The organism is Fusibacter sp. (assembly GCF_057447755.1).
This window is the reverse complement of sequence record NZ_JBVBZF010000024.1, coordinates 1-22,178: the sequence shown is the minus strand read 5'-3', so window position 1 is coordinate 22,178 and position 22,178 is coordinate 1. Positions and strand designations below refer to the sequence as shown.

Genomic DNA, 22,178 nt, shown 5'->3' with positions numbered 1-22,178 from the left:
GCGCTTTCAAGTGCCACTGGAGAACTTGTAAACGGTCCAGATTTAATCTCAAGGGGATTCGTTTATGTAAGAGAATCAGAGAGTCTAATGGATGGTGCAAGAAATGTGGTTGATGCTGAGCTCAACAAATGCCTCAACAACAATATCAAGGATTGGGCGTCGCTCAAATCATCGGTTAGGGATGCACTAAGCCAGTACATTTATCAAAACACAAAGCGTTCACCAATGATTTTACCAATCTTTATGGAAGTGTAATTACATTTTAAATCATAAAGAAAATTTACAATTATAAATCCACAAAATTAAAGATCATAAATAAGTTTAGAGAAAAAGAATCTATGATAATTCGATGAGGTCTAAATGAAAAAGTTTTATCTAATAGCACTTCTGGTAATGGTTTTACTCTTACCAGGATGTGCTACAATTTTGGAAAAATATAATGAACCTGTAAATCCTGACAATACTGAAGAGGTCTTGGTGACAATACCTAAAGGGGCCTCAACAACCAGTATAGGTAACTTGCTTTTGGAAAATGAGCTCATACAAAATGTCAATGCCTTTAAAGCAAAGGCAAAAACACTTGAACTCGATGGCAAAATGAAGGCTGGCGATTATATGTTATCGCAGTCCATGTCATCTGAAATGATCATCCAAAAACTTGCCAATGGCGAGATCTATGAGGACAATGTTAAGTTTACAATTCCTGAAGGCTATGAAACCAGACAAATTATCGATAAACTTGTAGAAGAAGGTATTGTAGACCGTGAGGCTTTCATCAATGTTCTTGAGAATCAAACCTTTGAATACGCATTTCTTGAAGGTGTAGACAGGCAATATCGTCTTGAGGGTTATCTTTTTCCAGATACCTATATCGTAAAGCGAGGTGCCACTGAGAAGGAAATCGTTGAAAAAATGCTGAATCGTTTTAACGATGTTTTTAAACCGGAGTATTACGATCGGGCTAAAGAACTTGGCATGACAGTAGATGAAGTGGTAACGCTAGCATCTATTATTGAAAGGGAAACAAAGCTTGCTGAAGAACGTCCGATTGTCTCGAGTGTCTTCCACAATCGAATTGACCAGAAAATGATGCTTCAATCCTGTGCAACGATTCAATATGTACTGAAAGAGCGTAAAGACCGTCTCACTTTTGATGACCTAGAAGTCGTTTCGCCATTCAATACTTATAAGCATACAGGTTTAACACCTGCGCCTATAGCATCACCAGGCGAGCCGTCAATCATAGCGGCACTCTATCCAGAACAGACAAAATATCTCTATTTTGTAACGACTGAAAGAAATGATGGCTCTCATTATTTTAACGAAACACTTGCGGGTCATAATCGAGATAAAGAAAAAGGCAAAGGAAATAACTAATGGAATCTAAAATTGTAGACCAACATGTTGAGTCCTATATTAGGTCACTCTTGCCTGAGCATTCAGGTCTTTTAAAAGAACTTGAAACATTTGCGGGACTTCATAAGGTACCCATCATTCATCCTGAAATTGCTCAGTATATGACGGTGTTTCTTAATATTACTAAGCCTAAGCGCATTTTGGAGATCGGTACTGCAATTGGCTATTCCGCCTCCATATTTGCACACAGCATGAAGGTTGGTCATATTGATACAATTGAGCTAAACGAAATAATGGCTGAAAAGGCGAGGGAGACCTTCAATACACTTGAAGATATATTACCTGAAGTATCTGTAACATTACATTTGGGAGATGCAAAAGATGTAATTAAGACCCTAGATGGCCCTTATGACATCATTTTCATCGACGCCGCAAAGGGGCATTATCAAGCTTTTTTTGAAACGGCCTACAATCTCTTATCAGAAAATGGCATCATTGTTTCTGACAATGTCCTATACAAGGGCATGGTTGCAACCAACGAATATTTAGTAAGACGTAAAATAACCATTGTAAAGCGTATGAGAAAGTATTTAGACTTCATCTCCAAACACCCTAATTTAGAGACGACAATTATGCCTATGGGTGACGGTCTTGCAATCAGTTATAAGAAGGGATCAAGAAATGAATAAAATAGAATTACTGGCACCGGCAGGTGATTTAGATAAACTAAAATTTGCCATTATATATGGGGCAGATGCAGTCTATATAGGTGGTCAGACTTTTGGTCTGCGTGCCGCTTCCAAGAATTTTTCGATTGAACAAATGAAGGAGGGCATCGATTTTGCGCATTCTTATGGCAAGAAGGTCTTCTTAACACTCAATATCATTCCCCATAACGAAGATATTCATCAATTGGAAATGTATATCAATGAAATTAAAGATATTGGACTGGATGCAGTTATCCTATCTGATCCTGGAACTTTTATGTTCGTAAAGCAATTTGCGCCAGATTTAGAAGTACACTTGAGTACTCAGGCAAATAATACCAACTATATGAGTGCAAACTTTTGGCATCAACAAGGCATTAAACGCGTGATTCTAGCCAGAGAACTCTCCTTTGATGAGATTGCTGAAATTAGGGAAAAAACACCGCCAACACTTGAACTTGAGGCTTTTATTCATGGTGCCATGTGTATTTCTTATTCAGGCAGATGCCTACTCAGCAATTACCTAAATAATAGGGATGCAAACAGAGGGGCGTGCTCTCAACCTTGCAGATGGCAATATCAGTTGGTTGAAGTCAACCGACCTGGGGAATATATTCCCATAGAAGAGAATGAAGCGGGGACTTTTTTCTTTAACTCAAAAGATTTATGTATGATTGAAAATATCCCTGAGTTGATTAACTCTGGACTAGACAGCTTAAAAATTGAAGGGCGTATGAAAACCGTTTACTATGTTGCCAATATCGTTAGAGCCTATAGGGAAGCCATTGACACTTATTATAAGGACCCTGAAGCCTATGAATATAAGCCTGAGTGGTTTGATGAGATCAAGAAAGCTTCACATAGGGAATTTACGAAGGGGTTCTATCAAAATAAACCAACAGACAAGGATCAACTCTATACTTCAAGTTCATATATTAGGGAGTATGATTTCATAGGGGTCGTGTTGTCTTATGACCCAGAAACGAAAATGGCAACAATTGAACAGAGAAACCATTTCAAGGTTGGCGACAAGATTGAAATCATCGGTCCAAATTATTATCAAGCTGAACAAGTGATTGAACAAATTATCAATGATAAAGGTGAATCGATTGAAAAAGCACCGCATGCTCAACAAATTATTAAGGTGCCTATGGCATCGGAGGTTGAGCCTTATTATATATTAAGAAAACCTAAGGAGGATCTCCATGAGTAAGCCTATTGTTATCGGTGTTGCAGGTGGAACTGGCTCTGGAAAGAGCACCGTTGCAAAATCTATTTTTCAGTCATTGCCAGATGAGAATATATTGATCATAGAGCAAGATGCCTATTATAAAGATCAAAGTGATTTAACCTATGATGAGCGTGTTAAAACAAACTATGATCATCCGCTTGCATTCGATACAGACTTATTAATCGAGCATATTCACAACCTTTGTAACCACAAAGAGATCCAAAAGCCCATTTACAACTTTTCAAAACACAATCGCGAAACAGAATCGATTAAGGTATGTCCAAGAGATATCATTATTTTGGAAGGTATCATGATTTTAGAAGATGAACGTTTGAGAAATTTGATGGACATTAAGATCTTTGTGGATACCGATGCAGATGTCCGTATTATCAGAAGAATAACACGTGACATCAATGAAAGGGGCAGAACACTTGAATCTGTGATTGAGCAATACCTTACAACGGTTAAACCTGCTCATGAGCAGTTTATTGAGCCAACAAAGAAATATGCCGATATCATCATACCTGAAGGTGGGTATAATAAGGTCGCTATTGACATCATGACAACCAAAGTCACCGCAATTATCCAAGAAAAAAATAAGCAAAACTAGCAGTGGCATTTACCACTGCTTTTTTCTAATAGAAAGGAGTCCGACATGACTGAAAATAAAAAAGTACACATCATACCAGCCGTTAAACATATTGCTTTGATAGCACATGACTCTAGAAAACGAGATATGATACATTGGTGTGATGAAAATAAAGAAGCACTAGGAAAGCATTTTCTCTATGGAACAGGAACAACAGCTAAGATGATTAGTGAGGCGACTGAACTTCCAGTAAGAGGGTTTAACAGTGGACCGCTAGGTGGCGATCAGCAGATTGGTAGTAAGATTGTAGAGGGTGAAATTGACTTCATGATCTTTTTCTGGGACCCGCTCAGCATGCATCCTCATGACCCAGATGTCAAAGCCCTTTTAAGAATTGCAACACTTTATAACATTCCGATTGCAACCAACATAGCGACGGCAGATTATTTGATGACCAGTGCACACATGAACCAGGACTATGAAGGTTTCTTGATTGATTTTGATCAATACTTGAATCGAAAATTATAAGCAATCGCTCTTGAATTTAGTCATTTGGAGGCCTTGTTATGGAATATATAGCACTTTTGGAATATGCACTTGAAAAGCAAGCGTCAGATGTACATCTTGTGCCTGGCGCTGTCCCGATGATTCGTAAAAATGGCAAACTGGAAAAAATGGATGATCAATTGGCCATGGACCATTTGAGGATCAATAAAATCGTCGAGACAATTTGTAACCGAGACCAACTGGATCGCTTAAATCAAAATGGTGAAATCAGTTTCAGCCATTCTGTCCATGACCTTGGCAGATTTAGGATCAATATCATCATGCAACGCGGCACTGCGAGTGTGACTTTTAGAATTTTGAGAATGGTGATTCCAGAGGTTGAAATGCTTGGCATTCCAGATGCTTTTATTGAGCTTATTGGCTATCAAAAGGGCTTGCTCCTCGTCAGTGGGGCTTCGGGCTCAGGTAAATCCACAACAATCGCCGCCTTAATTAAGCGCATCAACCATACACAAAAGTCTCATATCATAACCGTTGAAGCGCCAATTGAGTATCTCTTCAAGCACCATGATGCAATTATATCTCAAAGAGACGTCGGCACAGATTGCCAGAGTATATATGATGGTGTCGTTGGTGCCATGCGTCATGATCCAGATATTATTATGATATCCGATTTATCAGATGAAGGCGTTATTGATTTGGCACTACAGATTGCAGAATCAGGAAAACTTGTGATTGCAGGTGTATCCGCTAATAATTCAAGGTCCACCATCGAAAAGATTATTTCATCCTCCTCTAGAGAGAAATCCGAGAGCAAGAAATATAAATTGACCTCAACACTGCTAGGGATTATATCTCAACAGCTCGTTCCTGATTTGGAAGAGAACAACCAGCTATTGGCTTATGAGTTCCTCTTGCCCAATGCTGCAATCAAATCCTACATTATGACCGACCAGCTCAAAGAGATTACCCACGCCTTGATTGCAGGCCGTAAAAATGCCATGACCTATATGGACAACAGCTTATTTGAGCTTTATAAAGCTGGTAAAATCAAGCGTGCAGTCGTCTACAAATACGCGCATGACTTGGATTTTATCAAGAGACTTGAAATGACCTACAAGAAGGAGTCTTAGACTATGCATGATAATATCAGGGCTCAAATGCTAAGTTTGAAACTTGAGGGATTCTTGATCACCAATCCAAGCAATATCAGATACTTATCCGGTTTTTCCGGCACCTCTTGTATGATATTGCTCACCTTAAATAGGCAATATCTTTTGGTGGATTCAAGGTATTTAACACAGGCCAAGCAAAGTGCTTTGAATTTCGAAATCGTCCCAATTCAGGGTGGCGGAACCTTATATAATCTTTTAATAACAAATGGTGTAAGCGCTTTGGGCTTTGAAATGATGCACTTGACCTTTGACCAATACGATTTTATGAAGGCACACTATGAAAGCGTAGAACTCATCCCTGTAAAGAATCTCTTAATGGCTTATCGAAGTCTCAAAAGTATGACCGAAATTGAATCCATAAGAAGAGCTGCTAAGATCGCTGAGGAGACCTTTAATGAAATCCTAAATTTTGTTAAAAAAGGACAAAGTGAGATGGATGTAGCCTTTGAAATAGAGCGCCAGATGAGAACTAGAGGTGCTGAAAATACATCGTTTACAAGTATTGTTGCCTCAGGACTCAGATCGGCATTGCCACATGGCCTTGCATCTGATAAAATCATAGAAGATGGAGAATTCTTGACATTGGATTATGGTTGTATATATAATGGATATTGTTCCGATATTACGCGGACCATTGTCGTCGGTAAATCCACAGAAAAACAGCGTAAGCTCTATGATCTTGTATGGCAATCCCAAGCAAAGGCGATCAATGCCATACAACCTGGTTTATCCTGTGGCAAGTTGGATGCCATATCGAGAAATTTCTTACAAGCAAATGGCTATGGTACATACTTTACACATGGCCTCGGACATGGTATCGGTATTGAGGTTCACGAATTTCCACAGATTATTGAAGACAGTGAAGACATTCTAAAGGCAGGTATGACCATTGCTTTGGAACCAGGTGTCTACATTGAACATTATGGTGGCGTCCGAATCGAGGACATGATTTTGGTAACTGTAGATGGTTATGAGCGTTTAACGAAAGCGCCAGAACATCTAATAGAAATATAATTTAATATAATTTTGGAGGTAGGAAATGATTTCTGCAAGTGATTTTAGAAAAGGTGTTACATTTGAAATAAATGGCGAACCATTTGTAGTGGTTGATTTTCAACATGTTAAACCAGGTAAAGGGGCAGCTTTCGTTAGAACAAAATATAAGAGCTTACTCAATGGGGTAATTAGAGAGCAAGCTTTCAACCCATCAGAAAAATTCCCAAGAGCTCATATCGAAACTAAGGAAATGCAATACCTTTACAATGAAGGGGATTTATATTATTTCATGGATAATGAAACATATGATCAAATCCCATTATCTGAAGAGCAAGTTGAAGATGCAATTCTTTACATTAAAGAAAATGACAATGCAACACTTAAGTTCTACAAAGGAAATTGCTTCTTAGTAGAGCCACCTAACTTTGTAATTCTTTTAGTAACAGAATCTGAGCCAGGTGTTAAAGGGGATACAGCAACAAACGTAACTAAAAAAGCAATCGTTGAAACTGGTGCTGAAATCAACGTGCCATCATTCGTTAACGAAGGCGATCGAATCAAAATTGATACAAGAACTGGTGAGTACTTATCAAGAGCTTAATGTTTAAACCAGCGTAAGCTGTTTTAATAAAATTAAACCCACTGAAGGAGGGAAAACACATGAGCTATATGTATGAAAGAGTATCATATCTTAAAGGTTTGGCTGAAGGTATGGAAATGAGTGATTCAACTAAAGAGGGCAAATTATTGCTAAACATCATCAATATCTTAGAAGAATTTGCAGAAGAGATGGAAGAAGTCTATGAGGAATTAGACGAAATCAGCGAATCTGTTATGGAACTTGATGAGTACATCGAAGCAGTTGATGAAGACCTTGCTGAACTCGAAGACGACATATACGAACTTGAAGATGACTTTGAGGAAATCGAGTGTCCTGATTGTGGGGAAACAATTTTTGTTGATGGTCAATTAATCGACAAAGGTGAAGAAGTTGAATGTCCAAGTTGTGGACTAATCATCGAATTTTCTGATGAATGTGAATGTTGTGGCGAAGACAATTGTGATTGCTGCGGCGACGAAAAAACGGAAGAAAAAGCGTAAATAACCACAGTGGCACAAATATTGGGGACGGCTTGTATTTACAGATGTAAATACGACCGTCCCTAATCTTTTGATTCAACTATACATAAACCGACTAGGGATTGAGCATAGAAAAGGGACAGATCCTTTAAAGTCTAGAGGGGTATATATGTGTAAAATCTGTAAGTTGTATTAAAGCCTCATCTTTGATATAATGGTGTATACGTAGAAAATGATGATTTTAGTCTATATAGAGAAATGAATAGGAGGCAATGATATGGCAGAGAACACTATTATTGATTCATATAAAAATGGAAAAGTGAACATTGCTGATGATGTTATCGGTGTAATTTCAACCATTGCAGCATCTGAAATAAAAGGAATAAAGGCACTAACCGGAACCTTCCAAGACGATGTTTTAGAAATGATAGGCAAGAAGAATTTCAATAAGGGCATTCATGTTGAAATGAACAACAATGTTGTCCTAGTTGAATTAAGTGTAATTGTCGATTATGGTGCAAAGATTCATGAAATTGCTAAGGAAGTTCAAGAAAACGTAAAACTTGCAATTGAATCAATGACAGGACTTGAAGTTGTCGCTGTTAATGTAAATATAGAAGGCATCAACACCAAGCTTGAGAAAGACAATATTAAGAAATGACAAAATGATGTGGAGCCTTGCTTCACATTATTTGATGTATAGGAGGAATTATGAACAGGAGTAGAAGTCGAGAAATTGCCATGGAAGTGATTTATCAAATGGACATACACAATACATTTGACAAAGAATTTGCTGACAAAATGACAAAACAATACGAAGAAGAAATCGATCAAAAATACATTGAGGAAGTCATTGGTCTTTTTATTGATCAAAAGGCATTTGTTGACAATGAGATATCACCATTGCTTAAAAAATGGACCATGGAGCGAATCAGTAGAATTGATTTGGCAATTTTGAGACTTGCAGTTACCGAACTCAAGCTCATGCCGGAAATTCCAGATAAGGTTACTGTAAACGAAGCCATCAACATGTCTAAAAAATATGTGGATGAGAAGTCTGGTAAGTTTATCAACGGCTTATTGAAGCACTTTATTAATCCGGAGTAAGGTATGATACTGGGTATTGATACAAGCTGTTACACAACATCGATGATATTGATAGAGCAATCATCAGGTGCCATCCTGTTCGAAAAAAATGTTTTATTGAAAGTCAAAGAGGGCTCAAAAGGGTTGAGACAATCCGATGGGTTTTATCAACATGTTCACCAATTAGCGGATAGCTTTCAAGCGCTTACCGCTATTTTTGATGTCTCAAACTTGAAGGCTGTTGGGGTGACGAACGCACCGAGAAATGTGGAGGGCTCTTATATGCCAGTTTTTAATGCAGGCGTTCTGTTTGCGAGGAACCTCTGTAATGCATTGCAAATTCCGCTTTATGCCTTTTCACATCAAGAAGGACATCTAATGGCTGCCATTGCCACTAGCGAGATTGACGATATCCCTGAAGCCTTTTATGGTTTGCACTTGTCAGGTGGTACAACTGAGTTTCTAGAGGTTGGCTATCATGAGGGTGACTTTAATGTGGCATTACTTGGTCAAACGCTTGATTTAAACTTTGGCCAGCTGATAGACAGGATTGGCGTATCCTTAGGGCTATCATTCCCCTGTGGTAAGGAGATGGACCAAATGGCGCAAAAGAGCAGCCTTGAAGACTATAAGCGCATTAAAATACTTGGAGAGGGCACGACTCAAAATCATTTGGGCTTTAACATATCAGGCATGGAGAACTACTTTAAAAAGTATATTGGCGAAATGCCACCAGAGGATTTATCAAGGTATGTCTTTAATACGATTGGACATGTCATTGGAGAGAGTATTAAAGAATTTGATCCTAACTTACCGGTGATTATATCGGGTGGGGTGGCTTCAAATACCATTATCAAAACAATATTAAAACAGCGTTATAAAAATCTTTTTTTTGCAAAACCTGAGTATTCAAGAGACAATGCGCTTGGAATTGCTTTGCTCGCAAGGGCACAAGGCATGAGATTGGAGGCTGAATAATTGTTAAAGATGAGAGCGTTTTCGGTTACTGAAATCACGCGATATTTAAAAAAATTAATAAGCTCAGATCCTATTCTAAATCAAGTGCTCATTGAAGGCGAAATTTCAAATTTCACTTTGCATTCTAGTGGTCATGCCTATTTCTCCATAAAAGATGAAGAGAGCAAAATGAGCTGCATCATGTTTTCACAAAATGTTAAAATGCTCGATCGCATCCCTAAAAACGGCGAAAAGGTTCACTTGAAGGGCTCTGTCTCCCTCTATGAAAGAGATGGAAAATATCAAATGTATGTGCAAATGATTGAATTCGTCGGTCTTGGTGCTTTACATATCAAGTTTGAAGCCCTGAAGAAGGATTTGGAACATGAAGGTCTATTTGATCAAAGATACAAGAAAAGCTTGCCGTTTTTACCCCAGAAGATTGGGATCATAACCTCACCCACAGGTGCGGCAATTCAGGACATCATCTCGGTGGCCAAGAGGCGGTCTAATTTATCGGAATTGTTGATATTTCCTGTCCGCGTCCAAGGTGAATTTTCAGCAGGTGAAATTGTTTCTGCCATTTCTTTTTTTAACGACAAAATGCCAGTGGACTTGATCATACTTTCAAGAGGTGGCGGCTCTATAGAGGAACTTTGGTCCTTTAACGAGGTCCAAGTGGCGAGGGCTATTTTCAGCTCTAAAATTCCGATTATATCTGGGGTTGGTCACGAAACGGATTTTACCATATCAGATTTTGTCGCTGACTTAAGGGCGGCAACGCCTTCCGCGGCTGCGGAGATTGCCATCAAATCTAAAGAAGAAATTGAACTGATGCTAGATCAAAAATTGCAAACCATAAAGCAGCAATTTACAAGAAAAATGGATCGCTGTAGACTTCAACTGGAATCTACATCCCCTAAGCAGCTATCAAACAAGTTAAGCTATCGTGTTGCCAGAGAACTCAGTGAAATTGATCACCTTCGAGATAATATGGTTCAAAGTGTGAATTACAGGCTTAAGACGGCATCCACGACCCTAGAACATTTAGGGAGTAAAATAAATACACTTAGCCCGTTATCCACCATGCAAAGAGGGTATAGTATAGTCAGAAAAGACAACAAGCTTATAAGGTCTGTGAAGGAAGTGCATAAGGATGAAACGTTGAATATTATGCTGAGAGATGGGCTGGTCAAGACCCTCGTCAAGGAGGTTGTTGAGGACACCGACAATGAAGATTTAGAAGATGTCGTAAATGAAGAAATCAATGAAGTTATCAAATAAATCGATGAAGTTATCAAAGAACTTGTCAAAGATTAAAAATGCGTTAAAGCTAGGGCAAAAGTCTTGTGTTCAGGGGCATATTTGATACAATAAAAGGAGTGATTGAGAATGGCAAAAACAAAAAAAGATTCTTTTGAACAAAAAATCACGAGATTGAACGAAATTTCAAATTCTTTAGAGCATGGTGATGATAATCTTGAGGATATGTTAAAGTATTTTGAAGAGGGCATCAAGGTTTATAGAGAGTGCTTTGAAATTTTAAAAGAGACAGAAACGAGAATTAAAATGATCCTTGAGGATGATTACACTTTAAAGGAAGTCAATATCAACGATTTTCAAAAGTCTTAATCCGTGACGTATTAGGAGTTGGAATGAACTATAATTTAGAAAAAATCTCAAAATTTGAAGACTATATTGAACCCCATTTTGAAAGTCATTCTGAGGCTCAGAGACTGATTAATGAAGCAATGCTCTATAGTTTAAATGCCGGCGGGAAACGTGTAAGACCCCTCTTGTTAATAGAGATGTGTCTAGCTTTTGGTGGCGTGTATGAAAAGGCAATTGACTTTGCAGTTGGCATCGAAATGATTCATACCTATTCCCTAATCCATGATGATTTACCCTGTATGGATGATGACGATCTGAGAAGAGGGAAACCGACGAACCATGTGGTTTACGGATACGATATGGCTGTATTGGCAGGTGATGGACTGCTTAATAAAGCTTATGAAGTTATGATGGACCGCGTGATTAAAGATAATTTTGATCCAAAAGATGTCTTGGCAATGGCCGAAATCATGAAAGCATCTGGTAGTCAAGGTATGATACTCGGACAGGTTGCGGATATAAAATACCAATCCGATGATATGAATGTTGACACCCTTGATTTTATCAACCATCACAAGACTGGAAAGCTCATTATTGCTGCGATGAAGGCAGGGGCAATTTTAGGGAATGCAACACAGGCACAAATTGACAAGGTAGAAGAAATAGCTGAAAAAATAGGGCTCTTATTTCAAGTTGTAGATGATCTCCTTGATTTGGTAGGATCTGTTGAAAAGCTTGGTAAAAGAACACAAATGGATATCAAGAACGACAAGTTTACTTATCCCATGCTCCTTGGCATCGAACAGACGCAAGGTAGGATTAAGCAGTTGGAATCTGAAATATTAAAGGGCATTCGACTTTTGAATATTAAGAGTGAGTACTTGATAGAAACCGTTAAATTTTTAGTCAATAGAGATTATTAAGCGCAAATTCAGGACGTTTATCGACAAAATGAGGTAAACGTTTTATAATGTAATAGAGACTTTATTATTTATAAAAATACACCCAAAGCAGACATGCTAAATAAAACGGGAATTAGGTGGGAAATGGATACTTTAAATCAAATTGCTCAAAATCAAGTGCTTTATGCGTCGATTTTGGCTTGGTTTGTAGCTCAAACCTTAAAGGTGCTGATTACACTTTTAATAGAAAGAGAATTCAAGTTTGAACGCTTTCACGGCTCAGGCGGTATGCCGAGTTCTCATGCTTCAACAATCATGGCAGCCTCGACATCCATTGGTCTTACAGTTGGCTTCAACACGCCAATGTATGCACTAGCGCTGATTATGGCGTTCATTGTCATGTATGATGCGTCAGGGGTCAGAAGATCTGTTGGAAAACAGGCAAAGCTTCTAAATGACATTATTAAGGACTTATATGAGTTCAAGCACTTACAGGAAGAGCGCTTGAAAGAGCTCGTTGGTCATAAGCCTACTGAAGTTGCAGTGGGTGCAATTCTTGGCGTTATCATCGCCAATATCGTAAACTAGTCAAACCCTAATATATGATAGAGTTGGCTTAGAGGTGCAGTATTCTAGTCGGAGCTTCTAATTCTGAAGGCGGGGCTAAAAATCCGCTAAAGGGCACATCGATGAAGTTCCTGGTTCTTGCTTGAAACGCCCAGTTTCGGGTTGGTGCTGGGAGTAAGGATATGGGGGCATTCCACAATGGCATGTGGAAAATGACCCTCAATCTGTGGAGACTTGCAATTTGCAAGATTAAACCTACATTTGGTCGAAAGGTTATGTGTAGTGTAGCCTGCCTTGAGTGGTGGCGGTGGACGGTAGTTCAGGTGTTTCCCTATTGGCCAATAGGGCGGCATCATTGCTAATCAAAACCGGTGTTGCAAAAGAGGCTAGGGATTAGTTTGCCTGTTGAGGAAATCTCCTAGACTGTTATTTTATATAGATCATTAAGGGATTGAAGTGTGGACTAAGTGGTAGTCTAGTCTTATAGTTGGAAACGCTATAAATAAGATTTTAAAGGGAAACCGCTGTTTTGGCGACATAACAGTAATTTTATGGGAAATCCTACTAGACCTAAGCCGCAGAATTAACCTTTTTGATTACCTCTAAGCATTATTCATATTTAGTTTAATAAATATTGATTTCATTATGAAATGAGATAGGTGAAATACATTGAAAGCAAACAAGAAGATTAATTATCGTTGGATTTTAAGAACGTTTTTGATGACATTTACACTCGCTGTTATTTTTTCAGTTGTTTCTGAAGCGTTAATGCGAAATGTAAATGTCTTTTCGGCATTTTTGATGCTGATGATTATTATTTTCATCGGTATTTTTTTTGATGCCATTGGCATCGCAGTTGCCGCAGCAAATGAAAGACCCTTTCATGCTATGGCATCTGCCAAAGTTAAAAGTGCTAAATATTCCATATTACTTATAAAAAATGCCTCTAAGGTCTCAAACTTCTGCAATGATGTCATCGGCGATATTGCAGGTATCATCAGTGGTACGACCATAGGCATTATCATTGGGGCGATTGATCAGTATCATGTACCACCGTCCTTATACCCCTATTTATCGATTGGCATCAGTGGCGTTGTTGCTGCCATGACTGTTGGCGGCAAGGCCATAGGAAAGGAAATTGCCATTACTCGCGCAAAAGAAGTCGTTGATTTTACTGGAAAGGTGATCTATGTCTCTAGAAGTATATTTTCAATAGGGACCTATAGAGCCATGCTCCAAGGAAGAAGGGACAGAAATGTATAAATTATTGGATGAAATTCACTCACCTACAGATTTAAAAAAACTATCTTATGAGGAATTAATTGTACTATGTCATGAAATAAGAGCTTTCTTAATTGATAATATTTCTAAAACTGGAGGCCATTTGTCATCAAACCTAGGTGTTGTGGAGTTAACTGTAGCACTTCACTATGTCTTTGACAGCCCGGTTGATAAGCTCTTATGGGACGTTGGTCATCAAGCTTATGTGCATAAGCTCTTAACAGGTCGACGTGAGGGTTTCAAGACCTTGAGACAGTTCGATGGCATGAGTGGCTTCTTAAAAAGAAAGGAATCCGAACACGATATCTTTGAAGCAGGCCATAGTAGCACTTCAATTTCTGCAGCTGTTGGGTTTGCAACTTCACGTGACCTGAAACATGAACACAATGAGGTTATATCTGTTATCGGAGATGGTGCCCTCACTGGTGGAATGGCACTTGAAGCTTTAAACTACCTAGGTCATGCTAAAACCAATATGAAGGTTGTTCTAAATGACAATGAAATGTCTATTTCAGAAAATGTTGGGGGCCTATCTAAGGCACTTGGCAAACTCAGAACGACAGAGACGTATTCAAAGGTTAAAACGGACACCAAGGCGACTTTGTCAAAAATTCCGAGTATCGGTGACAATGTAATTGATTTCATAGGCAAACTTAAGGACAGTTTAAAATATTTTGTGGTGGATGGTGGCCTCTTTTTTGAAGAGATCGGATTGACTTATATCGGTCCCATCAGTGGACACAATTTAAAAGAATTAATTGAAACCTTTCAGATGATTAAACATGTGAAAGGGCCTGTACTGGTTCACATTTTAACGCAAAAGGGCAAGGGGTATACTTACTCTGAACTGGATCCCAACAAGTATCATGGCGTGGGTCAATTTGATCCCAACAAGTGTATAGAAACAAAGATCAAATTGGATTTCTCAAAAGTTTTTGGAGATAAAATGATTGATCTTGCAAATAAAAATCAAAATGTAGTGGCTGTCACAGCAGCTATGATGGATGGAACAGGGCTAAATGATTATGCAAAGCACTTTCCCAAACGGATATTTGACGTTGCCATAGCAGAGCAACATGCTGTCACCATGTCTGCAGGTCTCGCACTTGATGGCATAAAACCATATGTGGCGATTTATTCGACTTTTTTGCAACGTGCTTACGATCAAATTATTCATGATGTTTGTATCCAAAAGGCCCCTGTTGTATTTTGTCTAGATCGTGCTGGACTGGTTGGCAACGATGGTGAAACGCATCATGGCATCTTTGATATCGCCTATCTTTCCCATATGCCAAATATGATGATTTTATCACCAAAGGATCAGAATGAACTTGAAAACATGATGGATTATGCCCTCACTTATACCGGGGGACCAATTGCCATCCGCTATCCTCGCGGAAGTGCTTATCAGTTAGCAGAAAACCCTAAAAAAGAGGCCTTTGATTTTTCGCCAGAGACTGTCGTAGAAGGGCAAAAAACAGCAATCATCACCACTGGAAAAATGACTAAAACTGCATTAGCCTGTGCAGGGACCCTAAATGTAAGGGTGATTAATATTTCGCAAATCAAACCGCTTGATGTTGAAAAGCTTGTTAGCCTCCTTAAAGGGATTGAAATTATCTTTACACTTGAGGATCATACTATAAATGGTGGCTTTGGCGACCAGGTTATTTCAAACCTTCTGGCCCAAAATCCAGACATATGTATGAATGTTAAATTCTATAAATTAGGCATACCGGATCAGTTTGTGCCACATGGGGATACTGAAGACCTGATGCGGTTGTTGAAACTTGACGAAGAAGGTATTATAAAGACGATAAGTGAGGTTGTTAATGGCTAAGGAACGAATAGATGTACTTTTAGCAGAACGTAATTTAGTAGATTCTAGAGAAAAAGCAAAACGCGTCATCATGGCAGGTGTTGTCTATGTTAATGGTCAAAAGGTGGACAAGCCAGGGACACAAATTGATATTGATGCCACACTTGAGGTAAGGGAAAACGTCTTGCCCTTTGTCAGTAGGGGCGGTTTAAAACTAGATAAAGCCATAAAGCTTTACGAGATCGACCTAGCTGATAAGGTGTGCATGGACATCGGTGCTTCAACGGGTGGGTTTACGGATTGCATGCTTCAGAACGGCGCAAAACACGTTTATTCAGTTGACGTAGGCTATGGACAGTTGGATTGGAAGTTGAGAAATGATGAACGTGTCACGAATTTAGAACGTACAAATGTCCGTTACATCACACGTGATACCATAAATGATGATCTAGATTTTGCAAGTGTGGATGTTTCGTTCATTTCACTTAAGCTGGTGTTGCCAGTGGCTGTATCCTTATTGAAAATCGATGCAGAGCTTGTTTTTTTAATAAAACCGCAATTTGAAGCCGGTAAAGAAGCCGTTCGCAAAAGTGGCGTCGTAAGAGATTCAAAGGTTCACAAGAGAGTATTAGATGAACTCATGAGTTTTTGTGCAAACCATTATATTGACGTTAAAGCACTGACCTATTCACCTATTAAAGGTCCCAAGGGCAACATCGAATTTCTTGCTTATGCAAAGAGAACTGAAAATCAAGAGAATCACTTTTTCTTTGATACAGGTGCACTTGTTGATGAAGCACATAATGCTTTGATTATAGACTAGGAGAATTGAAATGAATTTAAAAAAATGGCGACAATTGTTTGTTGCCTTTTTTAAAGTGGGTTTATTGACCATAGGTGGCGGATATGCAATGCTGCCCATCATAGAGAGAGAAATCGTCACTGATCAAGAGTGGCTTACCATGGACGAGGTCTTGGAGTCTTACTCGGTTGCCCAGTCCTTACCTGGGGTCATCGCCTCCAATACGGCAGTCTTTATCGGTTATAGACTGGGTGGCGTCATGGGTGCTATTGCATGTGTTCTCGGTGTGATTACGCCCTCAATTCTCATTATCTTAGGTGTTGCGGCTGTCATTAAGCAGATAGAATCCTTAAAGGTGGTTCAAAATGCCTTTAAAGGCATACGGATTGTCGTTTTAGCCCTACTTTGCCATTCCATGGTGAGAATGGTCAAGTCATCGATTAAGGATTATATGGCACTTGTCATTGCGCTTTCAGGCTTTATATTTGTCATGTTTTTTGATGGATCACCAATCATTACAATCGTTATCGCAGGTCTTGTGGGCCATATGATGTACAGGGGTAAGGTGAGCTGATATGGGATTTTTAAGACTTATATGGGAATTTGTTAAAATAGGCGCCTTTACTTATGGTGGTGGACTGGCTATGATCCCCCTTCTAAGAGGTGTTGCTATAGATCACGGCTGGTTGACCAATGCTCAATTTGCCAATCTCATTGCCATCGCTCAATCCACGCCAGGGCCGATCGCCATCAACATGGCGACCTTTATAGGCTTTCAGCAGTATGGCATTATAGGTGCTTTGGCGGCATCTGTAGCAGTGGTTTTACCTGCATTTTTAATGGCCCTAATCGTGGCAAGATTTCTAAGCCACTTTAACGAGCATCCCTCTGTAAAAGCCATTTTGATTGGCTTAAAGGCAGCTGTAATAGGACTTTTAGCAACAGCCACCCTTCAAGTTGCATTGGTATCACTCTACCAAGATCAAGGTGATTTCAAACATATTTTGGTGGGTCTTGACTTCAAAGCCCTTGCCTTTTTTGCCTTTTTTATGTGGTTGATTTATCGGTATAAAAAGCATCCAATTTACTACATTGCATTGGCAGGGGTATTGGGCAATATCATTTGGTAGGGCTCGGGACAGACTTTTTTTACCGCTTGAAATTTATTGAGGGTAATGTTTTACTAAAGGTTTTTTTTGTAATATAATAAGTATGTTAGCTGTAGAAATATGATCGTTAAGGAGGCACTATGAAATATTCGAGGCACTCAAAGATTCTGGAGATAATCGAAGCGAAAGACGTTGAGACGCAAGATGAATTAGCAAATGAGTTAAGGGCATCAGGGTTTCAGGTTACTCAAGCTACAGTATCTAGAGACATCAAGGAAATGAGATTGATCAAGGTGTTGACTAAGGATGGTCGATACAAATATGCATCTATTAGAGAAAAAGAGGGTGCAGTCAATGATCGATTCCTTAAGATTTATCGCAATTCAGTAATTTCAGTGGATCATGCAGGGAATATTATCGTTATTAAGACATTAGTAGGTTCAGCAAATGCAGCAGCTGTATCTATTGACGCGCTTAATATAAAAGAAATTGTAGGTACAATAGCAGGAGATGATACGATTTTCTTAGTTGTCCGAGACGAAAATCAAATTGACAAGATCATTAAGCAGTTTAAAGATTTATTATAGAACGCATTGCCGGAGGCGATATGATATTTGAATTAAAAATCAAAGATTTCATACTAATAGAAGATGTTACAGTCGATTTTTTATCTGGACTAAATATTATTACAGGGGAAACAGGTGCTGGTAAATCGATGATTTTAGGTGCTTTGCGACTGATATTGGGAGAAACTGCTAGCAAAGATGCAGTGCGGATTGGTTCTGAAAAAGCCTCCATTAAGGCAAGCTTTTATACAAATGATCAAGTGAATTCAATACTTAATGAATATGACATTCCCGTAGATGATGAAGTCCTCATCATTGCCAGAGAGATTCAGGCAAAGGGAAAGAGTATCTCGAGAATAAATGGTCAAGTTACGCCACTTAATATTTTGAAAGAAGTCTCTGAGAGTTTAATTGATCTTCACGGTCAAAATGAAAACCAAAAGCTTCTAATGAGGAACAATCAGTTAAATTTAATTGATGCCTTTGGTGGAGAGCCTCTACAGGCAATTCGAAATGAAGTGAGCGAGATTTTTAAACAGATTTCTAAACTTGATGATGAAATAGATTTACTAAAAGTAGACGAACAAGACAAGGTGAAAAAAGTTGATTTTTTAACCTTCCAGTTAAACGAAATATCGAGTGCACAACTTAAATTGGACGAAGATGTGGTACTTGAACGTGAGTTTGAGTATTTATCTAACATTGAGTCCTTAAAAATGAGTTTTGAAAAATCAACCTCTTGGCTTAGAGGGGATATAGATGAAGGTATCGTCAGTCAGCTTTCTACCATCTCGAATGACCTTAGAAAGCTCGAAACCATTGATGAACGAATTTTGGATTTCTCAAGTCGAATGAAGGATATTTATTATGCCATTGATGATTTATCAAAGGATATTGAAGCCTATAGAGATCACTTGGAGTTTGATCCGGAGCGTTATGCAACCATTGAGAGACGGTTGGATGTCATAAATGCACTAAAAACAAAATATGGACAGTCCATCGAGAACATATTGGCTTTTGAAAGGGAAATTGTCGATGAACTCGATCGATATGATTCCATTGATGCAAAAGTATCGGCCTTGGAAAAACAAAAACAAGTCTTATTAAAGCAATATGATTTAAAGGCAGATGAACTTTCTCTTCTTAGAACAGAGAGTTCTAAAAGATTGGAAGAAAGATTGCAGAATGAGCTTGTTGAACTCAACATGAAGGATACGCGTTTTAAAATTGAGATTGAAAGCATTTCAAAGATAAGTGAAAATGGAAAAGATGAAGTGGAATTCATGATTTCAACCAATTTGGGACAACCGTTCAAACCGCTTAAGAAGGTTGTTTCAGGTGGTGAGCTTTCGCGTTTGATGTTGGGCATTAAAATTGTTTTAGGGCATTTAGACAGTATTCCAACACTGATTTTTGACGAGATTGATACGGGGATCAGTGGCGTCACAGCAAATGTTGTTGGTGAAAAGCTGTCTAGGCTATCTAGAATGAGTCAAATTATTTGCATAACGCATCTACCTCAAATTGCGGTTTTTTCTGACCATCACTTGTTGATTGAAAAGGTGTCTGACTCGCAAAATACAGTGACAATGATAAAAGAAATTTCCAAGGATGCAATAGTGGATGAAATAGGCCGTTTGGTGGGAGGCGTTGAAATGACAAAGGCAACGACTCATCATGCGACAGAAATGATAGAAAAAGCGAAGAAATTGAAGCAGTAATTCAATTTTAGAAATTTCGAAAGATGGGGTTTTACTATGGGGGTTTTTCTGAGTTTACTCTTTGCCATAATAAGTGCCTTAATGACTTATTATGGCTTGGTAATCATAGCTCCAAAATTTAGCAAACAGCCGCGTTTTAAGCATGCGATAACCGTGGCTTATTTGAGTGCATTTATGTTTTTTTATGACGGCACTCAATTGTTACATATCTTAGTATTGTACGGTTCTATCATATTAATTTTGATGATGCTCTATAACCTTTCGAGTTTTATCAGTTCAGTCACTGTGGTTATCCTTTACTTGGTTCAGGTGATTTCTTCACTGGTTACAGTGAATGTCGGCTTCCTAGTATATAATAAAGTCATAGACTTTCGACTGATTTTCATGACGCAATTTTTTCCAATTGTGGGTCTTTATTTTGTAATTTTTTTCATTTTACTCAAGTACTATCAATTAATTATGAAGGTTTTTAAAAATATTGTATCCATCAATAGCCGAATTGAACGTCGGTTGATGCTGAGCAATTTTATTATCTTTGGTGCGATTCTGTTATACCAAAGGATAACCTTTACCAGTCTCATTGAAATTGCTTCGACAGGTGTCATTAACCAACCGGGAACCTCTAGCTTAAATTTGTATATGATTTTTACTTATCTTTTTATTTCAAGCATTTCACTGCTCATGGTTTTATTGATCAACCGAAATTTTATTGTGGACAATAATTTGGAAAGCTACAAGTATAAAGCTGAAATTGATCAAATGACAGGTGTCCTCAGTAGGGAGGCAGGTATAAGTCACTTAAAATCAGAAATGACGAGAGCGTCACTACAGGGTCTTGAGCTTACAATCGCCTATGTGGATGTCAACGACTTAAAGGTCGTTAACGACCGTTATGGCCATAAAGAGGGCGATAAGCTCATCAAGGTTATTGTAGATACCATACAATCTAATTTAAGAGAATTTGATGTCATTTCACGTCTTGGGGGAGACGAGTTTATGATTATCTTTTCAAGATGTGGCGTACAGCAAGCCAACAGGGTTTGGCAGAGGATTACTGATGAATTTATACAAGTCAATTTAGAAGGTGTATATAGATTTAGAGTAAGTGCCAGTGCTGGGTTTTCACAGTATAAGCCTTCTAAGCATAGAAATCCTAGTGAATTCTTGCATGAGGCAGATGAAGCCATGTATCTTGTAAAGAAAGAGAGCAAACAAAAAACAAAATATTAAGTTGTGTAGTTTATACAAAAGAGTGGAATTTGACTTTTAAAAAAAAGCACATTCCGATACAATAAAATAAGGAGTTTTGGGGAATGAGTAGTTATATATTGGAGTTTGAAAATTATCTAACAGATCATAAGAATTTATCTGCTAACACGTTAGAAGCGTATAAGAGAGATTTAAGATACTTTGGTGTCTATATTGAAGAAGAGAAACTTGGCGATTACTTGAAAATCAGCCATGTTGATGCGATTGCTTATGTAAGTTACTTAAAGAAACAAGGCAAGGCCAATTCGACTATTCAAAGAAATGTTGCTTCCTTGAGAACTTTTTATTCATTTTTGCATAATAAAGGGTATATAAGTACCAATCCGACTTTAGAAATTGAAGCGCCTAAGGCAGAAAGAAAAATGCCTAACGTGCTGACCTTGACTGAAGTTGAAAAGCTCATTGCAAAACCAGATTTAAGAACCTCAATAGGTAAAAGGGATAAAGCGATGATCGAGTTGCTCTATGCAACTGGAATACGCGTTTCAGAACTTGTTTCACTTAATTTGTCCGATATCAATACAAATATGGGCTATATTAGATGTAAAAGCAATGGCAAGTCAAGAGTAGTGCCATTGGGTTCCTTGGCATCTAAAGCAGTTGAAGTCTATATCAAAGATGGACGAAGCAAAATTGTAACAACAGATGAAGAAGCGCTGTTTGTCAATTACTATGGCAAGCGGATAACGAGACAGGGTTTTTGGAAGGTGGTCAAGAGGTATACTGAGGAGCTTGATATTAGAAAGAGCATTACACCTCATACTTTAAGACATTCTTTCGCATTACATCTTATACAAAATGGTGCAGACTTGAAAGCTGTTCAAGAAATGCTTGGCCATTCAGATGT

At 38.4% G+C, this 22,178-nt stretch carries 25 protein-coding genes and 1 pseudogene; all 26 read left to right on the top strand.

Annotated features, from left to right (window positions below):
• A pseudogene (locus AC220I_RS06510) lies at positions 1-255 on the top strand (RNase J family beta-CASP ribonuclease); the annotation flags it as partial.
• 105 nt (positions 256-360) lie between these two features.
• Positions 361-1,377 carry an endolytic transglycosylase MltG gene (gene mltG / locus AC220I_RS06505; protein WP_486723003.1) on the top strand — a complete coding sequence of 339 codons (1,017 nt, stop codon included), beginning with the start codon at positions 361-363 and terminating at the stop codon, positions 1,375-1,377.
• The gene (locus tag AC220I_RS06500; protein ID WP_486723002.1) at positions 1,377-2,045 is read left to right on the top strand and encodes an O-methyltransferase; all 669 of its coding nucleotides are present in this window, start codon (positions 1,377-1,379) and stop codon (positions 2,043-2,045) included. The genes mltG and AC220I_RS06500 overlap by 1 nt, the downstream gene beginning before the upstream one ends.
• Positions 2,038-3,276, top strand: coding sequence for a peptidase U32 family protein (locus tag AC220I_RS06495; protein ID WP_486723001.1), 1,239 nt, complete (start codon positions 2,038-2,040; stop codon positions 3,274-3,276). Before AC220I_RS06500 ends, AC220I_RS06495 begins: the two co-directional genes overlap by 8 nt.
• Positions 3,269-3,904 (top strand): uridine kinase, encoded by a 636-nt coding sequence (gene udk / locus AC220I_RS06490; protein WP_486723000.1) that lies wholly within the window; start codon positions 3,269-3,271, stop codon positions 3,902-3,904. The genes AC220I_RS06495 and udk overlap by 8 nt, the downstream gene beginning before the upstream one ends.
• Before the next feature lie 45 nt (positions 3,905-3,949).
• On the top strand, positions 3,950-4,411 hold the full coding sequence (locus AC220I_RS06485; RefSeq protein ID WP_486722999.1) for a methylglyoxal synthase: 462 nt from the start codon (positions 3,950-3,952) through the stop codon (positions 4,409-4,411).
• Positions 4,412-4,449: 38 nt separating this feature from the next.
• Positions 4,450-5,523 (top strand): type IV pilus twitching motility protein PilT, encoded by a 1,074-nt coding sequence (locus AC220I_RS06480; protein WP_486722998.1) that lies wholly within the window; start codon positions 4,450-4,452, stop codon positions 5,521-5,523.
• A gap of 3 nt (positions 5,524-5,526) precedes the next feature.
• Positions 5,527-6,579, top strand: coding sequence for a M24 family metallopeptidase (locus tag AC220I_RS06475; RefSeq protein ID WP_486722997.1), 1,053 nt, complete (start codon positions 5,527-5,529; stop codon positions 6,577-6,579).
• A gap of 25 nt (positions 6,580-6,604) precedes the next feature.
• Entirely contained in the window at positions 6,605-7,162 is a 558-nt protein-coding gene (gene efp / locus AC220I_RS06470) for an elongation factor P (protein ID WP_486722996.1), read from the top strand.
• Positions 7,163-7,221: 59 nt separating this feature from the next.
• Entirely contained in the window at positions 7,222-7,662 is a 441-nt protein-coding gene (locus tag AC220I_RS06465; RefSeq protein WP_486722995.1) for a CD1247 N-terminal domain-containing protein, read from the top strand.
• Positions 7,663-7,918: 256 nt separating this feature from the next.
• Complete coding sequence (locus tag AC220I_RS06460) at positions 7,919-8,302, top strand: Asp23/Gls24 family envelope stress response protein (RefSeq protein WP_486722994.1); 384 nt, start codon at positions 7,919-7,921, stop codon at positions 8,300-8,302.
• Positions 8,303-8,352: 50 nt separating this feature from the next.
• The gene (nusB, locus tag AC220I_RS06455) at positions 8,353-8,748 is read left to right on the top strand and encodes a transcription antitermination factor NusB (protein WP_486722993.1); all 396 of its coding nucleotides are present in this window, start codon (positions 8,353-8,355) and stop codon (positions 8,746-8,748) included.
• Positions 8,749-8,751: 3 nt separating this feature from the next.
• Positions 8,752-9,705 (top strand): tRNA (adenosine(37)-N6)-threonylcarbamoyltransferase complex transferase subunit TsaD, encoded by a 954-nt coding sequence (locus AC220I_RS06450; protein WP_486722992.1) that lies wholly within the window; start codon positions 8,752-8,754, stop codon positions 9,703-9,705.
• A 9-nt stretch (positions 9,706-9,714) separates the two neighbouring features.
• Positions 9,715-10,968: an exodeoxyribonuclease VII large subunit gene (xseA, locus tag AC220I_RS06445; protein WP_486723004.1), complete on the top strand. Its 1,254-nt coding sequence runs from the start codon at positions 9,715-9,717 to the stop codon at positions 10,966-10,968.
• Positions 10,969-11,076: 108 nt separating this feature from the next.
• Positions 11,077-11,316 carry an exodeoxyribonuclease VII small subunit gene (gene xseB / locus AC220I_RS06440; protein WP_486722991.1) on the top strand — a complete coding sequence of 80 codons (240 nt, stop codon included), beginning with the start codon at positions 11,077-11,079 and terminating at the stop codon, positions 11,314-11,316.
• Between the two features lie 23 nt (positions 11,317-11,339).
• On the top strand, positions 11,340-12,218 hold the full coding sequence (locus AC220I_RS06435; RefSeq protein WP_486722990.1) for a polyprenyl synthetase family protein: 879 nt from the start codon (positions 11,340-11,342) through the stop codon (positions 12,216-12,218).
• A gap of 93 nt (positions 12,219-12,311) precedes the next feature.
• Positions 12,312-12,785 (top strand): divergent PAP2 family protein, encoded by a 474-nt coding sequence (locus tag AC220I_RS06430; protein WP_486722989.1) that lies wholly within the window; start codon positions 12,312-12,314, stop codon positions 12,783-12,785.
• A 648-nt stretch (positions 12,786-13,433) separates the two neighbouring features.
• Positions 13,434-14,027: a hypothetical protein gene (locus AC220I_RS06425; RefSeq protein ID WP_486722988.1), complete on the top strand. Its 594-nt coding sequence runs from the start codon at positions 13,434-13,436 to the stop codon at positions 14,025-14,027.
• On the top strand, positions 14,020-15,885 hold the full coding sequence (gene dxs / locus AC220I_RS06420; protein WP_486722987.1) for a 1-deoxy-D-xylulose-5-phosphate synthase: 1,866 nt from the start codon (positions 14,020-14,022) through the stop codon (positions 15,883-15,885). Before AC220I_RS06425 ends, dxs begins: the two co-directional genes overlap by 8 nt.
• Positions 15,878-16,687: a TlyA family RNA methyltransferase gene (locus AC220I_RS06415; protein ID WP_486722986.1), complete on the top strand. Its 810-nt coding sequence runs from the start codon at positions 15,878-15,880 to the stop codon at positions 16,685-16,687. The genes dxs and AC220I_RS06415 overlap by 8 nt, the downstream gene beginning before the upstream one ends.
• A gap of 10 nt (positions 16,688-16,697) precedes the next feature.
• On the top strand, positions 16,698-17,240 hold the full coding sequence (locus tag AC220I_RS06410; protein WP_486722985.1) for a chromate transporter: 543 nt from the start codon (positions 16,698-16,700) through the stop codon (positions 17,238-17,240).
• Between the two features lies 1 nt (position 17,241).
• Positions 17,242-17,796, top strand: coding sequence for a chromate transporter (locus AC220I_RS06405; RefSeq protein WP_486722984.1), 555 nt, complete (start codon positions 17,242-17,244; stop codon positions 17,794-17,796).
• Between the two features lie 119 nt (positions 17,797-17,915).
• Positions 17,916-18,362 carry an arginine repressor gene (locus AC220I_RS06400; protein WP_486722983.1) on the top strand — a complete coding sequence of 149 codons (447 nt, stop codon included), beginning with the start codon at positions 17,916-17,918 and terminating at the stop codon, positions 18,360-18,362.
• A 20-nt stretch (positions 18,363-18,382) separates the two neighbouring features.
• Positions 18,383-20,062 (top strand): DNA repair protein RecN, encoded by a 1,680-nt coding sequence (gene recN / locus AC220I_RS06395; protein ID WP_486722982.1) that lies wholly within the window; start codon positions 18,383-18,385, stop codon positions 20,060-20,062.
• Between the two features lie 36 nt (positions 20,063-20,098).
• Complete coding sequence (locus AC220I_RS06390; protein WP_486722981.1) at positions 20,099-21,292, top strand: GGDEF domain-containing protein; 1,194 nt, start codon at positions 20,099-20,101, stop codon at positions 21,290-21,292.
• An 83-nt stretch (positions 21,293-21,375) separates the two neighbouring features.
• A partial coding sequence (locus tag AC220I_RS06385) for a tyrosine recombinase (RefSeq protein ID WP_486722980.1) occupies positions 21,376-22,178 on the top strand: 803 nt, incomplete at its 3' end.

Excerpts from the sequence above, each read along its gene's own strand:
- mltG (WP_486723003.1), top strand. The coding sequence starts at position 361 with ATGAAAAAGTTTTATCTAATAGCACTTCTGGTAATGGTTTTACTCTTA.
- AC220I_RS06500 (WP_486723002.1), top strand. The coding sequence starts at position 1,377 with ATGGAATCTAAAATTGTAGACCAACATGTTGAGTCCTATATTAGGTCA.
- AC220I_RS06495 (WP_486723001.1), top strand. The coding sequence starts at position 2,038 with ATGAATAAAATAGAATTACTGGCACCGGCAGGTGATTTAGATAAACTA.
- udk (WP_486723000.1), top strand. The coding sequence starts at position 3,269 with ATGAGTAAGCCTATTGTTATCGGTGTTGCAGGTGGAACTGGCTCTGGA.
- AC220I_RS06485 (WP_486722999.1), top strand. The coding sequence starts at position 3,950 with ATGACTGAAAATAAAAAAGTACACATCATACCAGCCGTTAAACATATT.
- AC220I_RS06480 (WP_486722998.1), top strand. The coding sequence starts at position 4,450 with ATGGAATATATAGCACTTTTGGAATATGCACTTGAAAAGCAAGCGTCA.
- AC220I_RS06475 (WP_486722997.1), top strand. The coding sequence starts at position 5,527 with ATGCATGATAATATCAGGGCTCAAATGCTAAGTTTGAAACTTGAGGGA.
- efp (WP_486722996.1), top strand. The coding sequence starts at position 6,605 with ATGATTTCTGCAAGTGATTTTAGAAAAGGTGTTACATTTGAAATAAAT.
- AC220I_RS06465 (WP_486722995.1), top strand. The coding sequence starts at position 7,222 with ATGAGCTATATGTATGAAAGAGTATCATATCTTAAAGGTTTGGCTGAA.
- AC220I_RS06460 (WP_486722994.1), top strand. The coding sequence starts at position 7,919 with ATGGCAGAGAACACTATTATTGATTCATATAAAAATGGAAAAGTGAAC.
- nusB (WP_486722993.1), top strand. The coding sequence starts at position 8,353 with ATGAACAGGAGTAGAAGTCGAGAAATTGCCATGGAAGTGATTTATCAA.
- AC220I_RS06450 (WP_486722992.1), top strand. The coding sequence starts at position 8,752 with ATGATACTGGGTATTGATACAAGCTGTTACACAACATCGATGATATTG.
- xseA (WP_486723004.1), top strand. The coding sequence starts at position 9,715 with ATGAGAGCGTTTTCGGTTACTGAAATCACGCGATATTTAAAAAAATTA.
- xseB (WP_486722991.1), top strand. The coding sequence starts at position 11,077 with ATGGCAAAAACAAAAAAAGATTCTTTTGAACAAAAAATCACGAGATTG.
- AC220I_RS06435 (WP_486722990.1), top strand. The coding sequence starts at position 11,340 with ATGAACTATAATTTAGAAAAAATCTCAAAATTTGAAGACTATATTGAA.
- AC220I_RS06430 (WP_486722989.1), top strand. The coding sequence starts at position 12,312 with ATGCTAAATAAAACGGGAATTAGGTGGGAAATGGATACTTTAAATCAA.
- dxs (WP_486722987.1), top strand. The coding sequence starts at position 14,020 with ATGTATAAATTATTGGATGAAATTCACTCACCTACAGATTTAAAAAAA.
- AC220I_RS06415 (WP_486722986.1), top strand. The coding sequence starts at position 15,878 with ATGGCTAAGGAACGAATAGATGTACTTTTAGCAGAACGTAATTTAGTA.
- AC220I_RS06410 (WP_486722985.1), top strand. The coding sequence starts at position 16,698 with ATGAATTTAAAAAAATGGCGACAATTGTTTGTTGCCTTTTTTAAAGTG.
- AC220I_RS06405 (WP_486722984.1), top strand. The coding sequence starts at position 17,242 with ATGGGATTTTTAAGACTTATATGGGAATTTGTTAAAATAGGCGCCTTT.
- AC220I_RS06400 (WP_486722983.1), top strand. The coding sequence starts at position 17,916 with ATGAAATATTCGAGGCACTCAAAGATTCTGGAGATAATCGAAGCGAAA.
- recN (WP_486722982.1), top strand. The coding sequence starts at position 18,383 with ATGATATTTGAATTAAAAATCAAAGATTTCATACTAATAGAAGATGTT.
- AC220I_RS06390 (WP_486722981.1), top strand. The coding sequence starts at position 20,099 with ATGGGGGTTTTTCTGAGTTTACTCTTTGCCATAATAAGTGCCTTAATG.